This window comes from Collinsella aerofaciens, from assembly GCF_019131995.1.
Taxonomy (GTDB): Bacteria; Actinomycetota; Coriobacteriia; order Coriobacteriales; family Coriobacteriaceae; genus Collinsella; species Collinsella aerofaciens_S.
In genome coordinates this window covers 1-16,301 of the sequence record NZ_JAHONA010000020.1, presented here as the reverse complement: position 1 = coordinate 16,301, position 16,301 = coordinate 1, and the positions used below count along the sequence as shown (strand labels likewise).

Annotated in this window: 10 protein-coding genes; 7 read left to right on the top strand and 3 right to left on the bottom strand. The window is 62.6% G+C overall.

The annotated features are described in order from the left end of the window. Nucleotides 1-529: 529 nt before the first annotated feature. Nucleotides 530-2,830, bottom strand: a complete 2,301-nt coding sequence (locus KSY82_RS07160) for an LTA synthase family protein (protein WP_217750696.1) — start codon at nt 2,828-2,830, stop codon at nt 530-532. Nucleotides 2,831-3,044: 214 nt separating this feature from the next. Here KSY82_RS07160 and KSY82_RS07155 point away from each other — a divergent pair, with 214 nt between their 5' ends. The 5 genes from KSY82_RS07155 to KSY82_RS07135 all read left to right on the top strand — a co-directional run bounded on the left by KSY82_RS07155 (nt 3,045) and on the right by KSY82_RS07135 (nt 8,827). Further along, complete coding sequence (locus KSY82_RS07155; RefSeq protein ID WP_217750695.1) at nt 3,045-3,920, top strand: nitroreductase family protein; 876 nt, start codon at nt 3,045-3,047, stop codon at nt 3,918-3,920. 158 nt (nt 3,921-4,078) lie between these two features. After that, entirely contained in the window at nt 4,079-6,106 is a 2,028-nt protein-coding gene (locus KSY82_RS07150; protein WP_217750694.1) for a KUP/HAK/KT family potassium transporter, read from the top strand. A 69-nt stretch (nt 6,107-6,175) separates the two neighbouring features. Beyond that, complete coding sequence (locus KSY82_RS07145; protein WP_217750693.1) at nt 6,176-6,370, top strand: hypothetical protein; 195 nt, start codon at nt 6,176-6,178, stop codon at nt 6,368-6,370. A 113-nt stretch (nt 6,371-6,483) separates the two neighbouring features. Next, complete coding sequence (locus KSY82_RS07140; protein WP_217750691.1) at nt 6,484-8,109, top strand: ATP-binding protein; 1,626 nt, start codon at nt 6,484-6,486, stop codon at nt 8,107-8,109. A gap of 4 nt (nt 8,110-8,113) precedes the next feature. Continuing rightward, complete coding sequence (locus KSY82_RS07135; protein WP_195534825.1) at nt 8,114-8,827, top strand: response regulator; 714 nt, start codon at nt 8,114-8,116, stop codon at nt 8,825-8,827. A gap of 94 nt (nt 8,828-8,921) precedes the next feature. Here KSY82_RS07135 and rlmKL read toward each other — a convergent pair whose 3' ends face one another. Then, entirely contained in the window at nt 8,922-11,489 is a 2,568-nt protein-coding gene (rlmKL, locus tag KSY82_RS07130; RefSeq protein ID WP_217750689.1) for a bifunctional 23S rRNA (guanine(2069)-N(7))-methyltransferase RlmK/23S rRNA (guanine(2445)-N(2))-methyltransferase RlmL, read from the bottom strand. Between the two features lie 75 nt (nt 11,490-11,564). On the opposite strand from rlmKL, the gene KSY82_RS07125 reads away from it, so the two are divergent. Then, on the top strand, nt 11,565-12,392 hold the full coding sequence (locus KSY82_RS07125; RefSeq protein ID WP_217750688.1) for an HAD-IIB family hydrolase: 828 nt from the start codon (nt 11,565-11,567) through the stop codon (nt 12,390-12,392). A 193-nt stretch (nt 12,393-12,585) separates the two neighbouring features. After that, the gene (locus KSY82_RS07120; protein ID WP_254881759.1) at nt 12,586-13,290 is read left to right on the top strand and encodes a transaldolase; all 705 of its coding nucleotides are present in this window, start codon (nt 12,586-12,588) and stop codon (nt 13,288-13,290) included. Between the two features lie 380 nt (nt 13,291-13,670). Here KSY82_RS07120 and KSY82_RS07115 read toward each other — a convergent pair whose 3' ends face one another. Continuing rightward, nucleotides 13,671-15,818, bottom strand: coding sequence for a Tex family protein (locus KSY82_RS07115; RefSeq protein ID WP_217750686.1), 2,148 nt, complete (start codon nt 15,816-15,818; stop codon nt 13,671-13,673). Nucleotides 15,819-16,301: the final 483 nt, after the last annotated feature.

The following is a 16,301-nucleotide window of genomic DNA, read 5'->3' as shown; positions in this document are numbered from 1 at the left end:
GGAAAATCCATCCCAGTTTGAGCGCCCAGACCGGGACGCACTTTCCCAAAGGGTCCTCAACGGGAAACTGCGTCCCATAATTAGGCCGAGAAATGGGATGAACTTTCCCAATGAGAGCCAACCGGAAACCACGTCCCAGAATCAGCCCCCAAAGTGGGACGCACTTTCCCAACGAGCCTCAACCGGAAAATACATCCCGGAATCCAGCTGAATAGTGGGACACACTTTCCCAATCGGGTCCCAAGCGGAAACTGCATCCCATTCCAGACAAGAATTCTGGGACACGGTTTCCGGATGCAAAAAGGCCACATGACGTGGCCTTCAACTTATATATGTTCAGCAGATGTCCCCATGACAAGCCGCGTTTCAACACCGAGGCGTCTGCCCGGCCGGCGCGGAATGTAAGGTTCATCGCGAGTTCCGCACGAGCCGGAGAGCACTTAATGTGCTCTCCGTGCGAGCAGGACTGTCCGAGCAGGGAACCTCACATTCCGCGCCGCCGGGCAGACGAACCAGTTAAGACGCGCCGCTACTTGATCTTGGTCGTGCCCGGTGCCAGGTTGGGGTCGGTCTCGTTGGCCTCGGTCTGGAAGTGCTCCGTATAGACGTTCTTGCCGTCGCGGAACATCTCGTAGTATTGCATCTTGGCGTAATCCTTGCGCGCCTTGGTGGCGGCTGCTGCGGCGGCGTCGTCACCGGTGACGTTGGAGGAGAGTGCCCAGCGCAGGCTGGCGTCCTCGTAGCCCACCGAGTTGATGGCGGGCAGCGACTCGCGCAGCGTCATGTGCGCCTTCTGGTAGTCGGTCAGCGGGGCACCGATCAGCTGCATGAGTTGCGTGGACAGGTAGTTGGTGGACAGGTCGTCGACCTCACTCGTCTGGTCGCAGCCGGCAACGTCGTAGTTGGCCCAGATGATGTAATCGGTCTGCCACAAGCGCTCCTGGTGGGTGGCGTCGTCCTCGCCGGTAAACCACCTATCGTTGAACTTGGACGGGAAGAACGGCTGGTGATCGCCCCAGAACACCACGACAACCTTGCGGTCGAGCTTGCTCAGAGCATTGAGGAAGTAGTGCAGTGCCTGGTCGGACTGCTCGATGCACGAGACATACTCGTCGACATCGGACAGCGTGCCGTCCTCGACGGTCTTGGCGTCCAGGTCGGTCGTGTCGATATTCAGATGCATCTGCTTGTCGACCGGCAGCAGGCCCGTGTCGTAGCCCGAGTGGTTCTGCATGGTCACGTCGAAGATAAACTGCGGATCGGCGTTCTGGTCCAGCAGCTCAAGAATCTTGTCGTAGGTAGCTTGGTCGGTCACCATGCCGCGCAGGGTATCGGCTCCCTGGAAATCGTTGATGGACAGGAACTGGTCAAAGCCAAAGTCCTTGTAGACGTTCTCGCGGTTCCAGTTGGTCGCGTGGTTGGGATGCATGGCCGTGGTGGAATAGCCGAGCGATTTGAACTGCTCTGCCAGATTCCCGGTCGTTTCCATGTTGTAGATGGTGTAGGGGTACACGCCCGAGCCCAGGTTGGCCATGGAGTTGCCGGTCATAAACTCAAACTCGGTATTGGCGGTACCGCCGCCGTAGGCGCTCACATAGAGCTTGCCGCGACTGAGACAGTTGGACAGGTTCTTAAAGTACTGCGGACCCTCGTAGCCGGCGCGCATGTTCTGGTAGATGGACAGGTCCGAGAAGGTCTCATTCATGATGGCGATGACCGTGGGCTTCTCGCTGTCGAACTGCTCCTTTGCGGCGGCGCGCTCGTCGCTCTTGGCGGCGTCGGACTTGTCGTAGGCCTTGGCGTACTTTTTGAGCGTGGCCTTGGCATCGTCGACGGAGTAGTCGGCGGGTTTGGGCGGCTTGATGGACTGCGCTGCGCTAATGAAAGCGGGCAGGTAGCCCTCGCGCCAGTAGCTCTCGAGCGGGCGCCAGGTGTAGACGGTGATGCCGAGGGTGTTGTAGTAGTCGATAAGCGTGACGTGCGCGGTCACGCCGCCCAGGCACAGCACGGCGACGAGCAGGTTGGTGAGCAGCATGCGCTTGGCGTTGGCGGCGCCCTTCTGACGGTGCGGTGCCACCAGGCCGGCGTACTCGCATAGCAGCATGGCGATGGCGGTAAAGCCCATGGACAGCACGCAGAACAGTGAGATCGAGAAGGTGTAGCCGGTGCCGGCGACCGCGGCGGCGGTGGAAATGGCCGAAAGGTCGCCCGGCTGGATGGGCATGGATTTAAACGTTATGACGAAGAACTCGGCAATGCCCAGGACAAAGAGGGCAAAGGCCAGGACCGCGGGAGCTGCGCCGTGGCGCTGGAACAGGAAGAACAGGCCGACCATGAGTGTGGTGATGATGGCCCACTCGAGCAGGATGCACAGAGGGTAGACCCAGGTAAAGTCGTGGTTGGACGATACCTCCATGCCCAGCAGCGCAAAGACGCCGGCGAGCAGCAAGCACAGGACGGCCGCGACGAGCGGTTTGCCCACGAAGGCGCCGCGCAGGCGGGCAAGCTTGCCGGTGGGGGCGGGGGCGTCGGGCTCGGCGAATGCAAAGACGCGCGGAGCGATGCGGGCGCGGGCGATGCTGGCCCAGGCGCAACCGGTGAGAATGGCATTGGTCAGAATGAGCATCACAAAGGCGAGCGGCTCGTTTTGGGCGACGAGGCCAATGGCGCCCCAAATGGTCAAAAAGAGCTGGAACAGGCCGAAGGCGACGCTCCACCCAAGAGCGCTTTTGGCAACGGTGCCCGACTGAGCGCGAATGGCCTTGGCCTCGCGCAAGACAAGGTAGACGGTCGCCGCAAGACCGACGAGCGAGATGGCGGCAGCGAACATGCTGAAACTCCTCACAAATGCAAAACCTACGAAAGCGGGGATTTACCCGATTGTTACCAAGATATGCGCAGCAATTGGTGGCTGCGCACAACAACCAGCCATATTAACGCGCGCGTGTGGCGATGTAGCGCAATGTAGTGGCGACCTGCGCGATAATGGACGGGAATTACACGGAAACGTAAAGGCTTCTTAAAGAAATGGCGAGGATAGAGCTATGGGCGAGCAGGTTTGTATGACGGGTGCCGAGTACTGCGGCGGAGCTGCGGGCGTGGATACGAACGGCTACCCGGTCGAGACCACGGGCAATGCGGTGCTGGACATCTTGGAGCATCGCTCGTCTACGCGTGCCTTCGCGCGTGATGACGACGACCGTCACGTGGCGGTGACCGACGAGCAGCGGGCGGCGATTCTGCACGCGGCGAGCCGTGCGCCGTCGGCGGGTGCCATGATGATGTATTCCATCGTGAGCATCCGCGAGCAGGCTACGCTCGACCGCCTGGCCGACCTGTGCGACCACCAGCCCATGATCGCCAAGGCGCCCTGGGCACTAATATTTGTGGTCGATTATGCCAAGTGGATCGATCTGTTTGAGCATGTGGGTTGCTTTGAGCCCGAGTTTGTAGAGCGTACGGGCAAGTCTCCCCGTCGTGCACCGGGTCTGGGCGACTTTGCCATTGCGGCGCAGGACGCCGTGATCGCCGCGCAAAACGCCGTGGTTGCCGCCGAGGCCCTGGGGCTGGGGAGCTGCTATATCGGTGATATCGTCGAGAATGCCGAGGAAGTTGCCGAGCTGCTCGATCTGCCGCCCTATACCATGCCGCTGTCGATGCTCATCATCGGCACGCCCCGTAAGGAGCGTCCGGCGATCGCGCACCCCGTGGTGAACCTGGTGCACGAGGAGCGCTACTGCCGCGCCGATGCCGCGACTATGGATGCTCAGGTGGCCGAGATGGATGCGATGTTCCGTCCGCACGCCCGCGAGGTGGGCGAGCGCGTGGTGGATATCTACACCCGCAAACACACCAGTCCCTTTATGGCCGAGATGAGCCGATCCATGGAATGGTGGTTCAAAAACTGGCTCGGAAAATGACGAATGTGACAAGGGGACAGTCCTTTTGTCACATTTCATATCGCCGCGGTAGCCTAAAGACTGTATAAATCTTTATCTAGCTGGGAAAACAGTGCATTAAAACATGGGCCGATTACCTATAATCCCTTCGAACATTAAAGTTGGGAGGAAACCGGCTTATGGAACAAAAGGCCAAGGAGGCAGCCTCGCACGCTGCGATTCCTGTGAGCATCTCGGCGATGCTCGTCACGCTGGGCGTGGTGTACGGCGATATCGGCACCAGCCCTATGTATGTAACCAAGGCGCTCGTTGCCGGCAACGGCGGCATCGGAAGCGTCACGGAGGAGTTCGTGCTTGGTGCGCTCTCCCTTGTCGTGTGGACGGTCACGCTGCTGACGACCGTCAAGTACGTGCTGATCTCGCTGCGCGCCGACAACCACGGCGAGGGCGGTATCTTTGCCCTGTACAGCCTGGTCAAGCGCTGCGGCAAGTGGCTCATCATCCCCGCCATGCTGGGCGGCGCCGCATTGCTCGCTGACGGCATCCTGACGCCCGCCGTTACCGTTACCACGGCCATCGAGGGCCTGCGCACCATCCCGGCGGTCCATGCTGTGTTGGGTGACGATCAGGGCCGTGTCGTGGCCATCACGCTTGCCATCATCATCGCGCTCTTCTTGGTACAACGTATCGGTACGGCCAAGATCGGTCACGCCTTTGGCCCCATCATGACGCTGTGGTTCCTGTTCCTGGGCGGCACGGGTCTGTTCTTTGTCTTCCAGCACCCCGCCGTGCTGCTGTGCCTCAACCCGGTGCGCGGCATCGCCTTTTTGCTGAGCCCCAACAACCACGCGGGCATCATGATTCTGGGCAGCTGCTTCCTCGCCACCACCGGTGCCGAGGCGCTCTACTCCGACATGGGCCACGTCGGCCGCGGCAACATCTACGCTACCTGGCCGTTCGTTAAGTGCTGCCTGCTGCTTTCCTATATGGGCCAGGGCGCTTGGCTTATGAACAACGCTGCCAACCCCGAGCTCATGGGCATTGCCGACCTCAACCCGTTCTACCAGATGCTCGCCCCGGGCCTGCGTCCGTTTGCCGTAGGCCTTTCCACCGTCGCGGCCATCATTGCCTCGCAGGCGCTCATCACCGGCGCATTCTCGCTGGTGTCCGAGGCCAGCCGTCTGGACCTCATGCCGCACATGCAGGTCTTCTACCCTGCCGAGACCAAGGGCCAGCTCTACATCCCCATGGTCAACAACGTCATGCTTGTCGGCTGCGTCATCGTGGTGCTGCTGTTCCAGAACTCGGCGCATATGGAAGCCGCCTACGGCCTTGCCATTACGCTGACTATGATGTGCACCACGCTGCTGCTCTTCTTCTACCTGCACGAGGAGCGCAAGCTCAAGGTTGCTCCGTGGATCTTCGCGGCCTTCTTCCTTTTGCTCGAAGGCTTCTTCTTCGTGAGCTCGCTCACCAAGTTCTTCCACGGCGGCTACTTCACCATCCTCATGGCCGCGCTCATCATGGGCATCATGGTGTGCTGGTACAACGGTACGGCTGTTGAGCAGCGCCAGTTTACGCTGCTGCCGCTGCGCAGCTACCTGCCGCAGCTCAAGCGCCTGCGCGATGACGATCGCTACGAGCGCCTGAGCGACAACATCGTGTACCTGACCAAGGACACCCATACCGACTACATCGACCGCGACATCGTCTACTCGATTCTGGACAAGCATCCCAAGCGCGCTCGCGCCTGGTGGTTTGTGAACGTCGAGACCATGGACGAACCGCATACCTTTGCCTATTCGGTCGAGACGTTCGGCACCGACTACGTGTTCCGCGTGCATCTGTACCTGGGCTACAAGATCAACCAGCGCGTCAATGCCTACCTGCGTCAGGTCGTTCAGGACCTGGCTGCCACCGGCGAGCTGCCGCCGCAGACGCATGACTACTCGGTCTACAAGGATCCGGGTAACATCGGCACGTTCAAGTTCGTCCTGATCCGTAAGCTTCTGGCGCCCGAAAGCGATGTGGAGCCCAGCGAGCGTACGGCCATCACGCTCAAGTACATCATCCGCCGCGCCGCCGGCACGCCCGCGCGTTGGTACGGCCTGGAGAACTCCAACGTGAGCTTTGAGTACGTGCCGCTGTTCACCAAGTTCAAGGCCGTGAATAAGATGCAGCGCCTGGCTCCCAACGAGCGGCCGTAGTCGACGCTCGAGGTTTGTCTGCGAACGGGCGGGTTTGTATTGACGGGGATTGAGTCCTGGGAGGAAACCATGGATGCAAAGGTGCTTGACGGTTGCGATCTTGCGACCGAGCTGGTGCATGAGATACGCGCCGATGCTGCCGAAGATCGGTTCTTTACGAATCGGGCCAACATGGATATGGCCGACCGCGTGATTTCGATCGTGGTGACGGTGCTTGTCGCGGCGTGCGTGTGCGCACTGCTCGCGCACGTGCTGTTTGTCTAACGACCGCAGGTTGCAAAGGCTTTACACTTGGAACCACCACAAGGGGAAACCACCACAAGGGTGCCTGTCCCCTTTGTGGTGGTTTTTGTTTTTGAGAGAGGGGCGGGACGCTGATGGACGTCCGTACGGACGGCGATATTGCCGATAGCTTTTGGTGGCGGCGCACAACGCTGACGCGCCGCACTCCTCTGTATGACGCCTGCGTATCGGTGGGGCTGCTGGTCGCGGCGACGATTGTGGGCGCGCTGCTCGACCATCCGGGTCTCGCGCCGAGCATCATGATCGTCTATGTGTTCGCCGTTCAGCTGTGCGCATTCTTTACCTGGAGTCGCCTGTATTGCTTGCTGAGCTCGGCTGCCGCCGTGGCGCTCTACAACTTTTTGTTTGTCGACCCGCGCTACTCGCTGTCGCTTATCGACCGCGGCTATCCCGGCATGTTCTTCATCATGTTCGTGGTTTCGCTTGTGTCGAGCTCGATTGCGTTGGCCCTGCGCCGCGCCTTGGCACAGGCTGCCGCCAGCGACCGCCGCACGCATATGGTGCTCGAGACCAACCGCATGCTGCAGCGGTGCGCCGATCAGCATCAGATCGTTCACGCCATGGCCACGCAGCTGGCGCGTCTTTCGGGCTGTCCGGTTGTGTGGTACAGCGCCGACGCCGAGGGCGATGACCTGCTGCCGCGTGCGACGTACACGGCCGTGGGCGATGCCGCCCCGGTGCACGAGCTGCCGCCGCAGATGCCGCCGAGGCTCTCGGCGTCCGCCTACGTGGGAACGCCGCTCGACGCCACGTTTGGCGGTTCGGCGTTTTATGGCATCTACCTGACGGTTCGCACAGGCGACGGCTTCGTGCGCTCGGGCGACCCCGCCTCGGTGGTGGGCGTGCTGGCTATCGTTGCCGAGCCCGATGTGCTAACACACGAGGAACGGACACTTGCCGATGCCATCGTGAGCGAAGGCGAGCTGGCACTCGATCGCGCTCGTGCCATGGAGGCCCGTGAGGAGGCGGCGGTGCTCGCCAAAAATGAGCAGCTGCGCGCCAACCTGCTGCGCTCCATCTCGCACGACCTGCGCACGCCGCTCACCAGTATTTCGGGTAATGCCGATGTGCTGCTCGACCAGGGCTCGACCGGCACCGCCGTGCTCGACGCCCAAACGCGCCGCGGCCTGCTCTTGTCCATTCGCTCGGATGCGCAATGGCTCAACGCCACCGTCGAGAACCTGCTCGCCATCACCAAGCTCGAGGGCGGCGGTATGCGCCTGTCGACCACGCTCGAGCTCATGGACGATATCGTGGAGGAGGCGCTGCGCCACGTGAACCCTGCCGTGCGCGAGCACGACCTTAAGGTGGTGGCGTGCGATGAGCCGGCGCTCGTCAACGTCGATGCGCGCCTGATGGTGCAGCTGGTGGTCAATCTGGTGAACAACGCCATCACCTATACGCCCGCGGGCTCGCATATCATGATTTCGATTAGCGTCGACGATGGACGCGTGGCGTGCTCGGTGGCCGATGATGGTCCGGGCATTGCGCCCGAGGACCGCGAGCGAATCTTTGAGTCGTTCTACACCGCCAACCACGGTCTTGCCGACAGCCATCGCAGCGTGGGCCTGGGTCTTTCGCTCTGCCGCTCCATTGCGCTGGCGCATGGCGGTAGCATAGAGGTTGCCGCGGCGGACCCGCACGGCTCGGTCTTTACGATTGAGCTTCCCGTCGCCGACGTTTCGTTTGATAAGGAGTAGCGCTGTGCCGAACTCTGCCGTAAAACCGCTCATCTTGGTCGTTGAGGACGATCCCGCCGTCCGCAACCTTATTGTTGCCGCGCTCGAGGCGCACGGCTTGCGTCATATGGCCGTGGAGACCGCCCATGCCGCCATCGCCGCCGCCTCGTCGCAGGCGCCGAGCATTGTGCTGCTCGATCTGGGCTTGCCCGATATGGACGGCGTCAAGGTGGTCGAGTCGGTGCGCACGTGGTCGGGCATGCCGATTATCGTGGTCTCGGCGCGCAGCGAGGATGCAGACAAGATCCGCGCGCTCGATGCCGGTGCCGATGACTATCTGACCAAGCCGTTTTCGGTCGAGGAGCTGCTCGCGCGTATCCGCACCACGCTCAGGCGTCTTTCGTATGCGCAAATAGGTGCGGGTTCGTCCGAGGGCACGTTCGATACCGGCGAGCTGCATATCGACTTTGATGCCGGCATCGCCACGATGGACGGCGAGGAGCTGCATCTGACGCCGATCGAGTACAAGTTGCTCTGCTTGCTGGCGCACAACGCCGACAAGGTGCTCACGCATCAGTTTATTCTGCACGAGATTTGGGGCACGGCGACCAAGAGCGACCTTGCGAGCCTGCGCGTCTTTATGGGCACGCTGCGCAAGAAGATCGAGTCTGACCCCGCGCATCCGCGCTATATCCAAACGCACGTGGGCATCGGTTACCGACTGGTCACCCAAGGCTAGATCGCCAACCACCATCCCAATATGAGTTGCGGTGAAATACGGTCTAAATCTGCCTAATTCCAGGCAAAACAGTCCGTATTCCACCGCAACTTTGTTATTTGCCCTTTGGTTTGCTGGCGTAGAACTTCTTCTTTTTTGGTTTGCCGGCGGGGGAGGGTTTGCCGGTGGCGTGCGGCCTGTCGTCGCCGGTGGGCATCGAACGGGGCGCTGCCGCGCGGGGCTTGCGGGTCTCGGGGCTGCGCAGCTCCTCGACGCGCTCGGCAATCTCCTCGGCACTAAAGCCGACCTCGGCCATGGCGTCCTCGATGGGCAGGCGGCGCACGATATAGCAGTGGTGCACCTTCTGGTTGCGCGCGAAGTCCTCGGGGATGGTCTGCGCCGTAATGTCCTGCAGCACCACGCCCGCACGCGCGAGCTTGCGCGTCTCGGGACGGAAGCCACGCAGGTTACAGCTAAAGATGGCATGGCCGCCCTGCGTGAGTAGGCGCGACACGCCGGCCAACAGCTCAACGTGATCGCGCTGGACATCCCAGGTGCGACGGCCCATCTTGGACGAGTTCGAAAACGTGGGCGGGTCGACAAAGATCAGGTCCCAGCGGTTGCGCGTCTGGCGCTGGTCGCGAATCCAGGCGAGCACGTCGTCGCGCACAAAATGATGCTGCGGACCAACAAAGCCGTTTTGGCGCATATTGCGCTCGGCCCAGTCCAGGTAGGTGTTGGAAAGGTCGACTGTCACGGTTTCCTCGACGCCGCCGTCGGCAGCATAGCAGGTGGCGGTGCCGGTGTAGGCAAACAGGTTGAGGAAGCGGCGCGCCTGCTTGGCGTGCTCGCGCACTAGGTTGCGGGTGACGCGGTGATCCAGGAAGATGCCGACGTCCAGGTAGTCGTCAAAGTTGACGGCAAAGGTAAGGCCGCCCTCTTCGATGAGCGGCAGGCGACGGCGCGCGATGTTGGCTCGCTCGCCCGAGCCGCCCTTGCCGGCGCCCTGCTTGCCGTACTGCGAACCGCCGCGTGAACGCATGCGGGCCTTGGCGTGCACATGCTCGGCCGGAACATCTAGGATGCGTGGCGCGATGGCCAAGATGTCGAGCATGCGGGCCTGGGCTAGTGCGGGGTCGATGGTCTTGGGCGCAGCGTATTCGGCGATGACGAGCCAGCGGCCCGGCGTCTGCGGGCAACCCTCGTACAGATCGATGGCGGCGGAGTAATCGGGCAGGTCGGCATCGTAGACGCGGTAGCAGCTCACGCCCTCGCGCTTGGCCCACTTGCGGCGCAGACGGGCGTTCTTACGCAGGCGGTTGGCGAACTGCTCCGACTCGGGGATGAGCACGGGCAGCGGCTTGCCGTCACCCAGGTCGAGCATGGCGGCAGGCTCGGGCATGGCGGAAGCGGCGGCTTTGTCGTTGACTTCGTTGGCGTCCGCAACCTCAGCCTCGGCATCCGCGCTGGTCGCAGCCTCAAACGCTGCGGCGGCGTGGTCGAGCGAAGGCCAGACTTCGACGGTCGCCTCCTCGTTGTTGGGCATGACGGCGATCGAGCGCTTGGGCTCGGCGTGGAGCGCGCGGGCCAACAATCCGTCGCGGGTGAGCGCGGCGACCGGCGCCGCGGCAAGCTCGGGCGCGCGGCGCAGCTCGCCGACCAGCGTCATGGTGTCATGCATGAGCGAAAGCGGTGTCTCGGTCGTATCCGCGACCACGGCGGCACCGGCAACGGCGCCCGCATGGTCCAGTACGGTGGCGGACTTGGCGGCGCAAAAATCGACAAAGCGCTTGTAGCCGGCACATTTAACCATGCGCTCAGCGGTCTTGCGGGCGGCGGGGTCAACATCCACGGCAACGATGCGCGCCTGGCGCTCGCGTGCCGTCGTCTCGCGCTCGCGCGCTTCGGCACGCAGCTGCTCCCACAGGGCGGCGTCATGCAGCTGCCAGCCCTCAAAGCCCCAGCGCTCGCGGACGGCACCCGGGGCGCGGTCGGTTAGGATATTCACGGCTTCCAGCAGCAGGCCGCCGCCGGCGCACGAGGCGTCGACCAGCGTGGGCAGAGCTTCATTCTCGTAATCGTCGGCCGTTAGCTCGCGCTCGCACAGTGCGGTCCAGCCGACTTGCGCAAGCACCAGGGCGGCGTAGTCGGGGCGCAGCACGTGCGTGCCCTCGCCGGCGCGGGTCGCGGCGGGCGGCAGGCGCTTGAACAGCGGGTCGCCCGAAAGGTCCAGGCTGATGCTCGCGCGGCGCTGACGCAGCGAAAGCAGCAGGTGAACGTCGGGATCGGCGGCGTCGACATCGGCGCGACGGCCCGTGGTCTCGGCCAGACGGTCGCACAGCGCGTCCTTGGCGCGCAGGGCCGAGAAGCGCGTGTTGCGCAGCTGCTCGGTCACGCCGCGGGCGGTGATGGCGATGGTGGCGCCGGGGCGAACAATGCTCTCCCAGGCGATGTCGTAAACGCCGTCGTACAACTCATCGGCATCCTGCGCCTCAAAGCGCCCGAGCACCACGAACACGCGGCTCGCCAGGCGCGACCACAGGCAGGCGCGGTAGCCTTCTTCGAGCTCGCCCTCAAACGTAGCGCGGCCCTTCAGGCGGCGGACATGCGAAAGCCCGAGCCGCTTGAGCTCGTCGGCGAGTGCGGATTCAAAGCCCTCGGGGCAGCTTGCATGAAATTCCATGGGTGACCTCTCTGATTGCGTCGCTCCATTATATGATGGATGCTTCGTTTGCCCTTATCCTCGAAAGGAACCCATATGATTGATGCGTGTCCCGAACCCGCTGTGCTCTTTTTTGACGTGGACGGCACGCTGACGTCGTTCGATCCCGACAACATGACCGACAAGGACTTTTCGGCGGTTCGCCCCTCGCAGGCGGTCGTCGAGGCGTTTCATCGCCTGCGCAATGCGGGTCACCAGGCATTTATCTGCACGGGTCGTCCCTTGTGGCTGATCGCCGATGGCCTGCGCGCGCTCGACCCCGCGGGCGTCGTTGCCATGGCGGGAGCGACGCTCGAGGTCGAGGGCCGCGTGGTGCATGAGGACTGCTTTGACGAGCACGTTATCGAGGAGCTTGCACGCCGTATGGCCGCGGCAGGGATTGAGGCCTTTTTCGAGACCAACGTGGCTACTTTTGCCTTGGAACCTGCGGGTGTTGAGCAGTCGTCTCTGATCGGCACTTCTGTGGTGCACAGCGCCGAGGAGATGCGCGTCGACGGCAGTCTGCGCGTGGGCAAGGTATGCCTCAATGTGCCCAGTTTGGCTCGCGTAGCCAATGATGACGGCTTTATCGATCGCGAGTTTGAGCTGTGCAACACCGGTGGCCAGAATCGCGAGCTGAGCCCCAAGGGCATCGACAAGGGCGTGGGCGTGGCGCGAGCGCTGACGTATCTGGGCCGCGAGGGAAATGCGCGCACCTTTGGCTTTGGCGATTCGGGCAACGACCTGGGCATGCTCGCCGCCGTCGAGACGGCCGTGGCCATGGGTAATGCCATGCCCGAGGTCAAGGCGGTCGCCGACTACGTGACCGACGATGTCGCACACGACGGTACCGTCACAGCGATGCAGCATTTCGGCCTCATCTAATGAATCCCGCGTTCTGACGTTTGCTCAAACTGCGACTCTTTGCTTTTGCATGCTCAATCGATTTATCAATCCAAACACTGAGGTGTTTATACCGTTCGCCGAGAAGATAAAAAACCGCAGCTCACGCCTTGATAAACGTAGGTAAAGTGTTTAGCAGTTTAACGCCCATGTGCAAGCGAAAGGAATCAGGCAGATGGCAATCAAGGTGTTCGCTGACGGTGCAAACCTCGAGGGCATGCTCGACATGTACGAGAACGGCAACGTTCAGGGTTTCACGACCAACCCGTCCCTTATGAAGAAGGGCGGCGTGACGGATTACCGCGCGTTTGCCAAAGAGGTCCTGGCCCACATCACCGATGTATCCGTCTCGTTTGAGGTCTTTGCCGACGACGTCGAGACCATGGAGGTCGAGGCGCGCGAGATCGCTACCTGGGCCGAGAACGTCTACGTCAAGATTCCGTGCGTGACCACCAAGGGCGAGTCCACCGCCGAGCTGGTGCGCAAGCTTTCGGCCGACGGCATCAAGGTCAACGTCACTACCATCTTTACGCCTAAGCAGGTCGACGAGATGGTCGAGGCCGTTGACACCGAGACGCCGTCCATCATCTCGCTCTTTGCCGGCCGCATCGCCGATACCGGCGTCGACCCCATTCCGTTTATGACGGAGTCGGTTAAGAAGGCCGCCGCAAAGCCCAACTGTGAGGTCCTGTGGGCGTCCACGCGCGAGCTCATCAACATTTACCAGGCAGAAGCCTGCGGTTGCCAGATCATTACGGTGCCCAACAGCATCCTGGCCAAGCGCAAGAACATCGGTCGCGACCCGTACGAGGTCTCGCTCGACACCGTGCGCGGCTTTGCCAAGGATATCGCCGCTTTGGGCTTCCATATCCTGCCGTAGCGCGAACACTGACTACGCCGCGGGCTGCTCGCCCCGGCTTTCCTTTCCCTATCGCTCACGCGCTCCGCGAGGGTCGCGCTAGGCAAAGGAAAGGCCGGGGCTGCCGACACGAGCTTGCCAGCAAGTTGGCGCTTGGCTTCCATATCCTGCCGTGGGCAAAGGTACCCCCGCCTGCGCCGTGCAAAATTGAGAGTATTCAGCAAGGTAAAGGTCTTTATCAGTTAACCGAAGCATGGAACGGCCCCCGTTTTGGCTCTGATGACGCTAAAACGGGGGCTGTTCCATGCTTTTTCGTCTCTGAGGGGCATCCGGAACGGTGGAATTTGCAGAATACTCGCGATTTTGCACATCGCTACAGGGGGTACCTTTGCTTTGGCGGTTTACTTGCCCTGTACCATGGTGAGCGAGATCTTCTTGCGGTCGCGATCGACCTTTTCGACCCACACCTTGACCGTGTCACCGATGCGCACCACGTCGCTCGGGTGCTTGACAAAGCGGTTGGCCAGCTTGGAGATGTGCACAAGGCCGTCCTGGTGCACTCCCACGTCGACGAAGGCGCCAAAGTCGACGACGTTGCGCACCGTGCCCTTGAGCTCCATGCCGGGTTCCAGGTCGTCGATAGAAAGCGCCGAGCGGCTAAAGACCACCTCGGGCGCGTCGTCGCGCGGGTCGCGGCCGGGCTTCTTGAGCTCGTTGACAATGTCGATGAGCGTCAGGGTACCGCAGTTCAGGTCGCTTGCTAGCGCCGAGATGCTGCCCAGGCGGCGCTCGATGTCGGGCACGCCGCCGCGGCTGAGCTCGCTTGCCGCAACGCCGGCACGCTCCAGGACGGCCGTGGCCACCTCGTAGCTCTCGGGGTGGACGCTTGTCGCGTCGAGTGGGTTCTTGCCGCCGCTAATGCGCAGGAAACCCGCGGCGTTGAGATATGCCTTGGGCCCCAGCTTGGGGACCTTCTTGAGCTGGCGGCGATCGGTAAAGGCGCCGTTTTCCTCGCGGTAGGCCACGATGTTTTTGGCCACGCTCGGCGTGATGCCCGATACGTATCCCAGCAGACTTGCGCTCGCGGTGTTTACGTCGACACCCACGCGGTTAACGACGTCCTCCACCACGTGGCCCAGAGTGCGCGAGAGCTCGGCCTGGTCAAGGTCATGCTGGTACTGGCCCACACCGATGGACTGGGGCGGAATCTTGACGAGCTCTGCCAGCGGGTCCTGCAGGCGGCGGCCCAGGCTCATGGCGCCACGCACGGTGACGTCCAGGTCGGGGTATTCCTGGCTGGCGAGCTCGGAAGCGGAGTACACCGACGCGCCGGCTTCGTTAACGATGGTGTAGCGAAGGCTGGGCGCCTGCTCGGCAATGAACTCCGAGACGACTTCCTCGGTCTCGCGGCTGGCGGTGCCGTTGCCGATGACGATGGTGTTGACGCCGTCCTTTTTGACGAGGCGGGCGAGCTCGCGCTTGGTGCCGGCGACGTCGTGGCGCGGCTTGGTGGGGTAGACCACGCCGTGGTCGAGCAGCTTGCCGGTCTCGTCCATGACGGCGACCTTGCAGCCGGTGCGGTAGCCCGGATCGAGCGCGAGCACGCGGGCGCCGCGCACGGGGCGTGCCGAGAGCAGGCCCTCGAGATTCTTGGCAAAGACATTAATGGCCTCGGTCTGGGCGCGAACGGTGAGCTTGGCGCGGGCCTCGCGCTCCAGCGAGGGGGCCATGAGGCGCTTGTAGCCGTCAGCGATGGCGGCGTCAAAGACGGGCGCGAAGACGCCCTGGCGTCGGGGCCAACGGCTGCCGAGGCGCGCCGTGGCGGCAGCGCCGTCGACGTTCACGCGCACGCGGAGTTTGCCCTCGCGCTCACCGCGGTCGATAGCCAGCACGCGGTGGTTGGGAATACGGCGCAGCGGCTCATCATAGCTGTAGTACGGCTCGTAGGGGGTCTTCTCGGCGGGGTCGGTGGCCTCGACGATGATGTCGGCGGTGTTTTGCGTAAAGGCGCGCAGGTCGGCGACGTTCTCGGGGTCTTCGGCCACCGTCTCGGCCACGATGTCCGCCGCGCCGGCGAGCGCCTTCTCGGGCGTGTCGAAGCCGGCTTCCTCGTTGACGTAGGCCGCGGCGGTGTCGAGCGCGCTGCCCTTGGCCGAGGCCTGCATGATGATCACGTTGGCAAGCGGCTCCAGGCCTGCCTCGCGGGCCTTCTGTGCGCGGGTCATGCGCTTTTTGCGGTAGGGCTTGTAGAGGTCCTCGACACGCTGGAGCTGCGCGGCCTCGCGAATTTGCTGTTCGAGCTCGGGCGTAAGTTTGCCCTGGGCGTCGATGAGCAGAAGGACGTCCTCTTTGCGCTGTTCAAGATTGCGCAGGTAGGACAGGCGCTCGTCGAGTGCGCGCAGGGCGACGTCGTCCATTCCGCCTGTGGCCTCCTTGCGGTAGCGCGAGATAAAGGGGATGGTGTTGCCCTCGTCGATGAGCTTGACGGCTGCCTCGACGTTGGCGGCCTTAAGGTTGAGCTCGCGGGCGAGCTGGGCGATAAGATCCATGGGACTCCTTGCGTTTAAGGTGCGTTTGCAGCACAGGGCTACCAAGGATACCACCCGTCCCAAAAGACTGTTTTGGGGCCGCGCCACGAAAACGACCTATCTACTACGTTTGAACCATATGGGTCGACCATCCCTCGGTTTTCCGAAAATACGCAACCCGCCTACCTGCACTGATAATTGTCCTTGGGGGAAGCGGGCACTGCGGGGCGCGGCGACGGCGCGCGATTTCCGCGTCGCAGCGCTACCCTGATGCTGAATGCCGGGACGATGACCCACCGACCTGCTGACGCCTCTTCGGCCGTCCTCAAATCCGACCTGTCTCGCCCCGGCATCCGCGTCCCGGAGTCCTGCCATGACCTAATAGGAGCATGAGCGCGGACAATCGGACAAGCCAATTGGATTGTAGCGCTCCCGTCAGTGCAATGTCTGGAGGCCCGGGCGCGGGGCAGGCGGCAGACCGAGGGGAGCGAAAATGGAAGGCGA

Coding starts and splice junctions, on each gene's coding strand:
- rlmKL (WP_217750689.1), bottom strand. CDS start 11,489: ATGGAATTTCATGCAAGCTGCCCCGAGGGCTTTGAATCCGCACTCGCC.
- KSY82_RS07115 (WP_217750686.1), bottom strand. CDS start 15,818: ATGGATCTTATCGCCCAGCTCGCCCGCGAGCTCAACCTTAAGGCCGCC.
- KSY82_RS07120 (WP_254881759.1), top strand. CDS start 12,586: ATGGCAATCAAGGTGTTCGCTGACGGTGCAAACCTCGAGGGCATGCTC.
- KSY82_RS07145 (WP_217750693.1), top strand. CDS start 6,176: ATGGATGCAAAGGTGCTTGACGGTTGCGATCTTGCGACCGAGCTGGTG.
- KSY82_RS07140 (WP_217750691.1), top strand. CDS start 6,484: ATGGACGTCCGTACGGACGGCGATATTGCCGATAGCTTTTGGTGGCGG.
- KSY82_RS07160 (WP_217750696.1), bottom strand. CDS start 2,830: ATGTTCGCTGCCGCCATCTCGCTCGTCGGTCTTGCGGCGACCGTCTAC.
- KSY82_RS07150 (WP_217750694.1), top strand. CDS start 4,079: ATGGAACAAAAGGCCAAGGAGGCAGCCTCGCACGCTGCGATTCCTGTG.
- KSY82_RS07125 (WP_217750688.1), top strand. CDS start 11,565: ATGATTGATGCGTGTCCCGAACCCGCTGTGCTCTTTTTTGACGTGGAC.
- KSY82_RS07155 (WP_217750695.1), top strand. CDS start 3,045: ATGGGCGAGCAGGTTTGTATGACGGGTGCCGAGTACTGCGGCGGAGCT.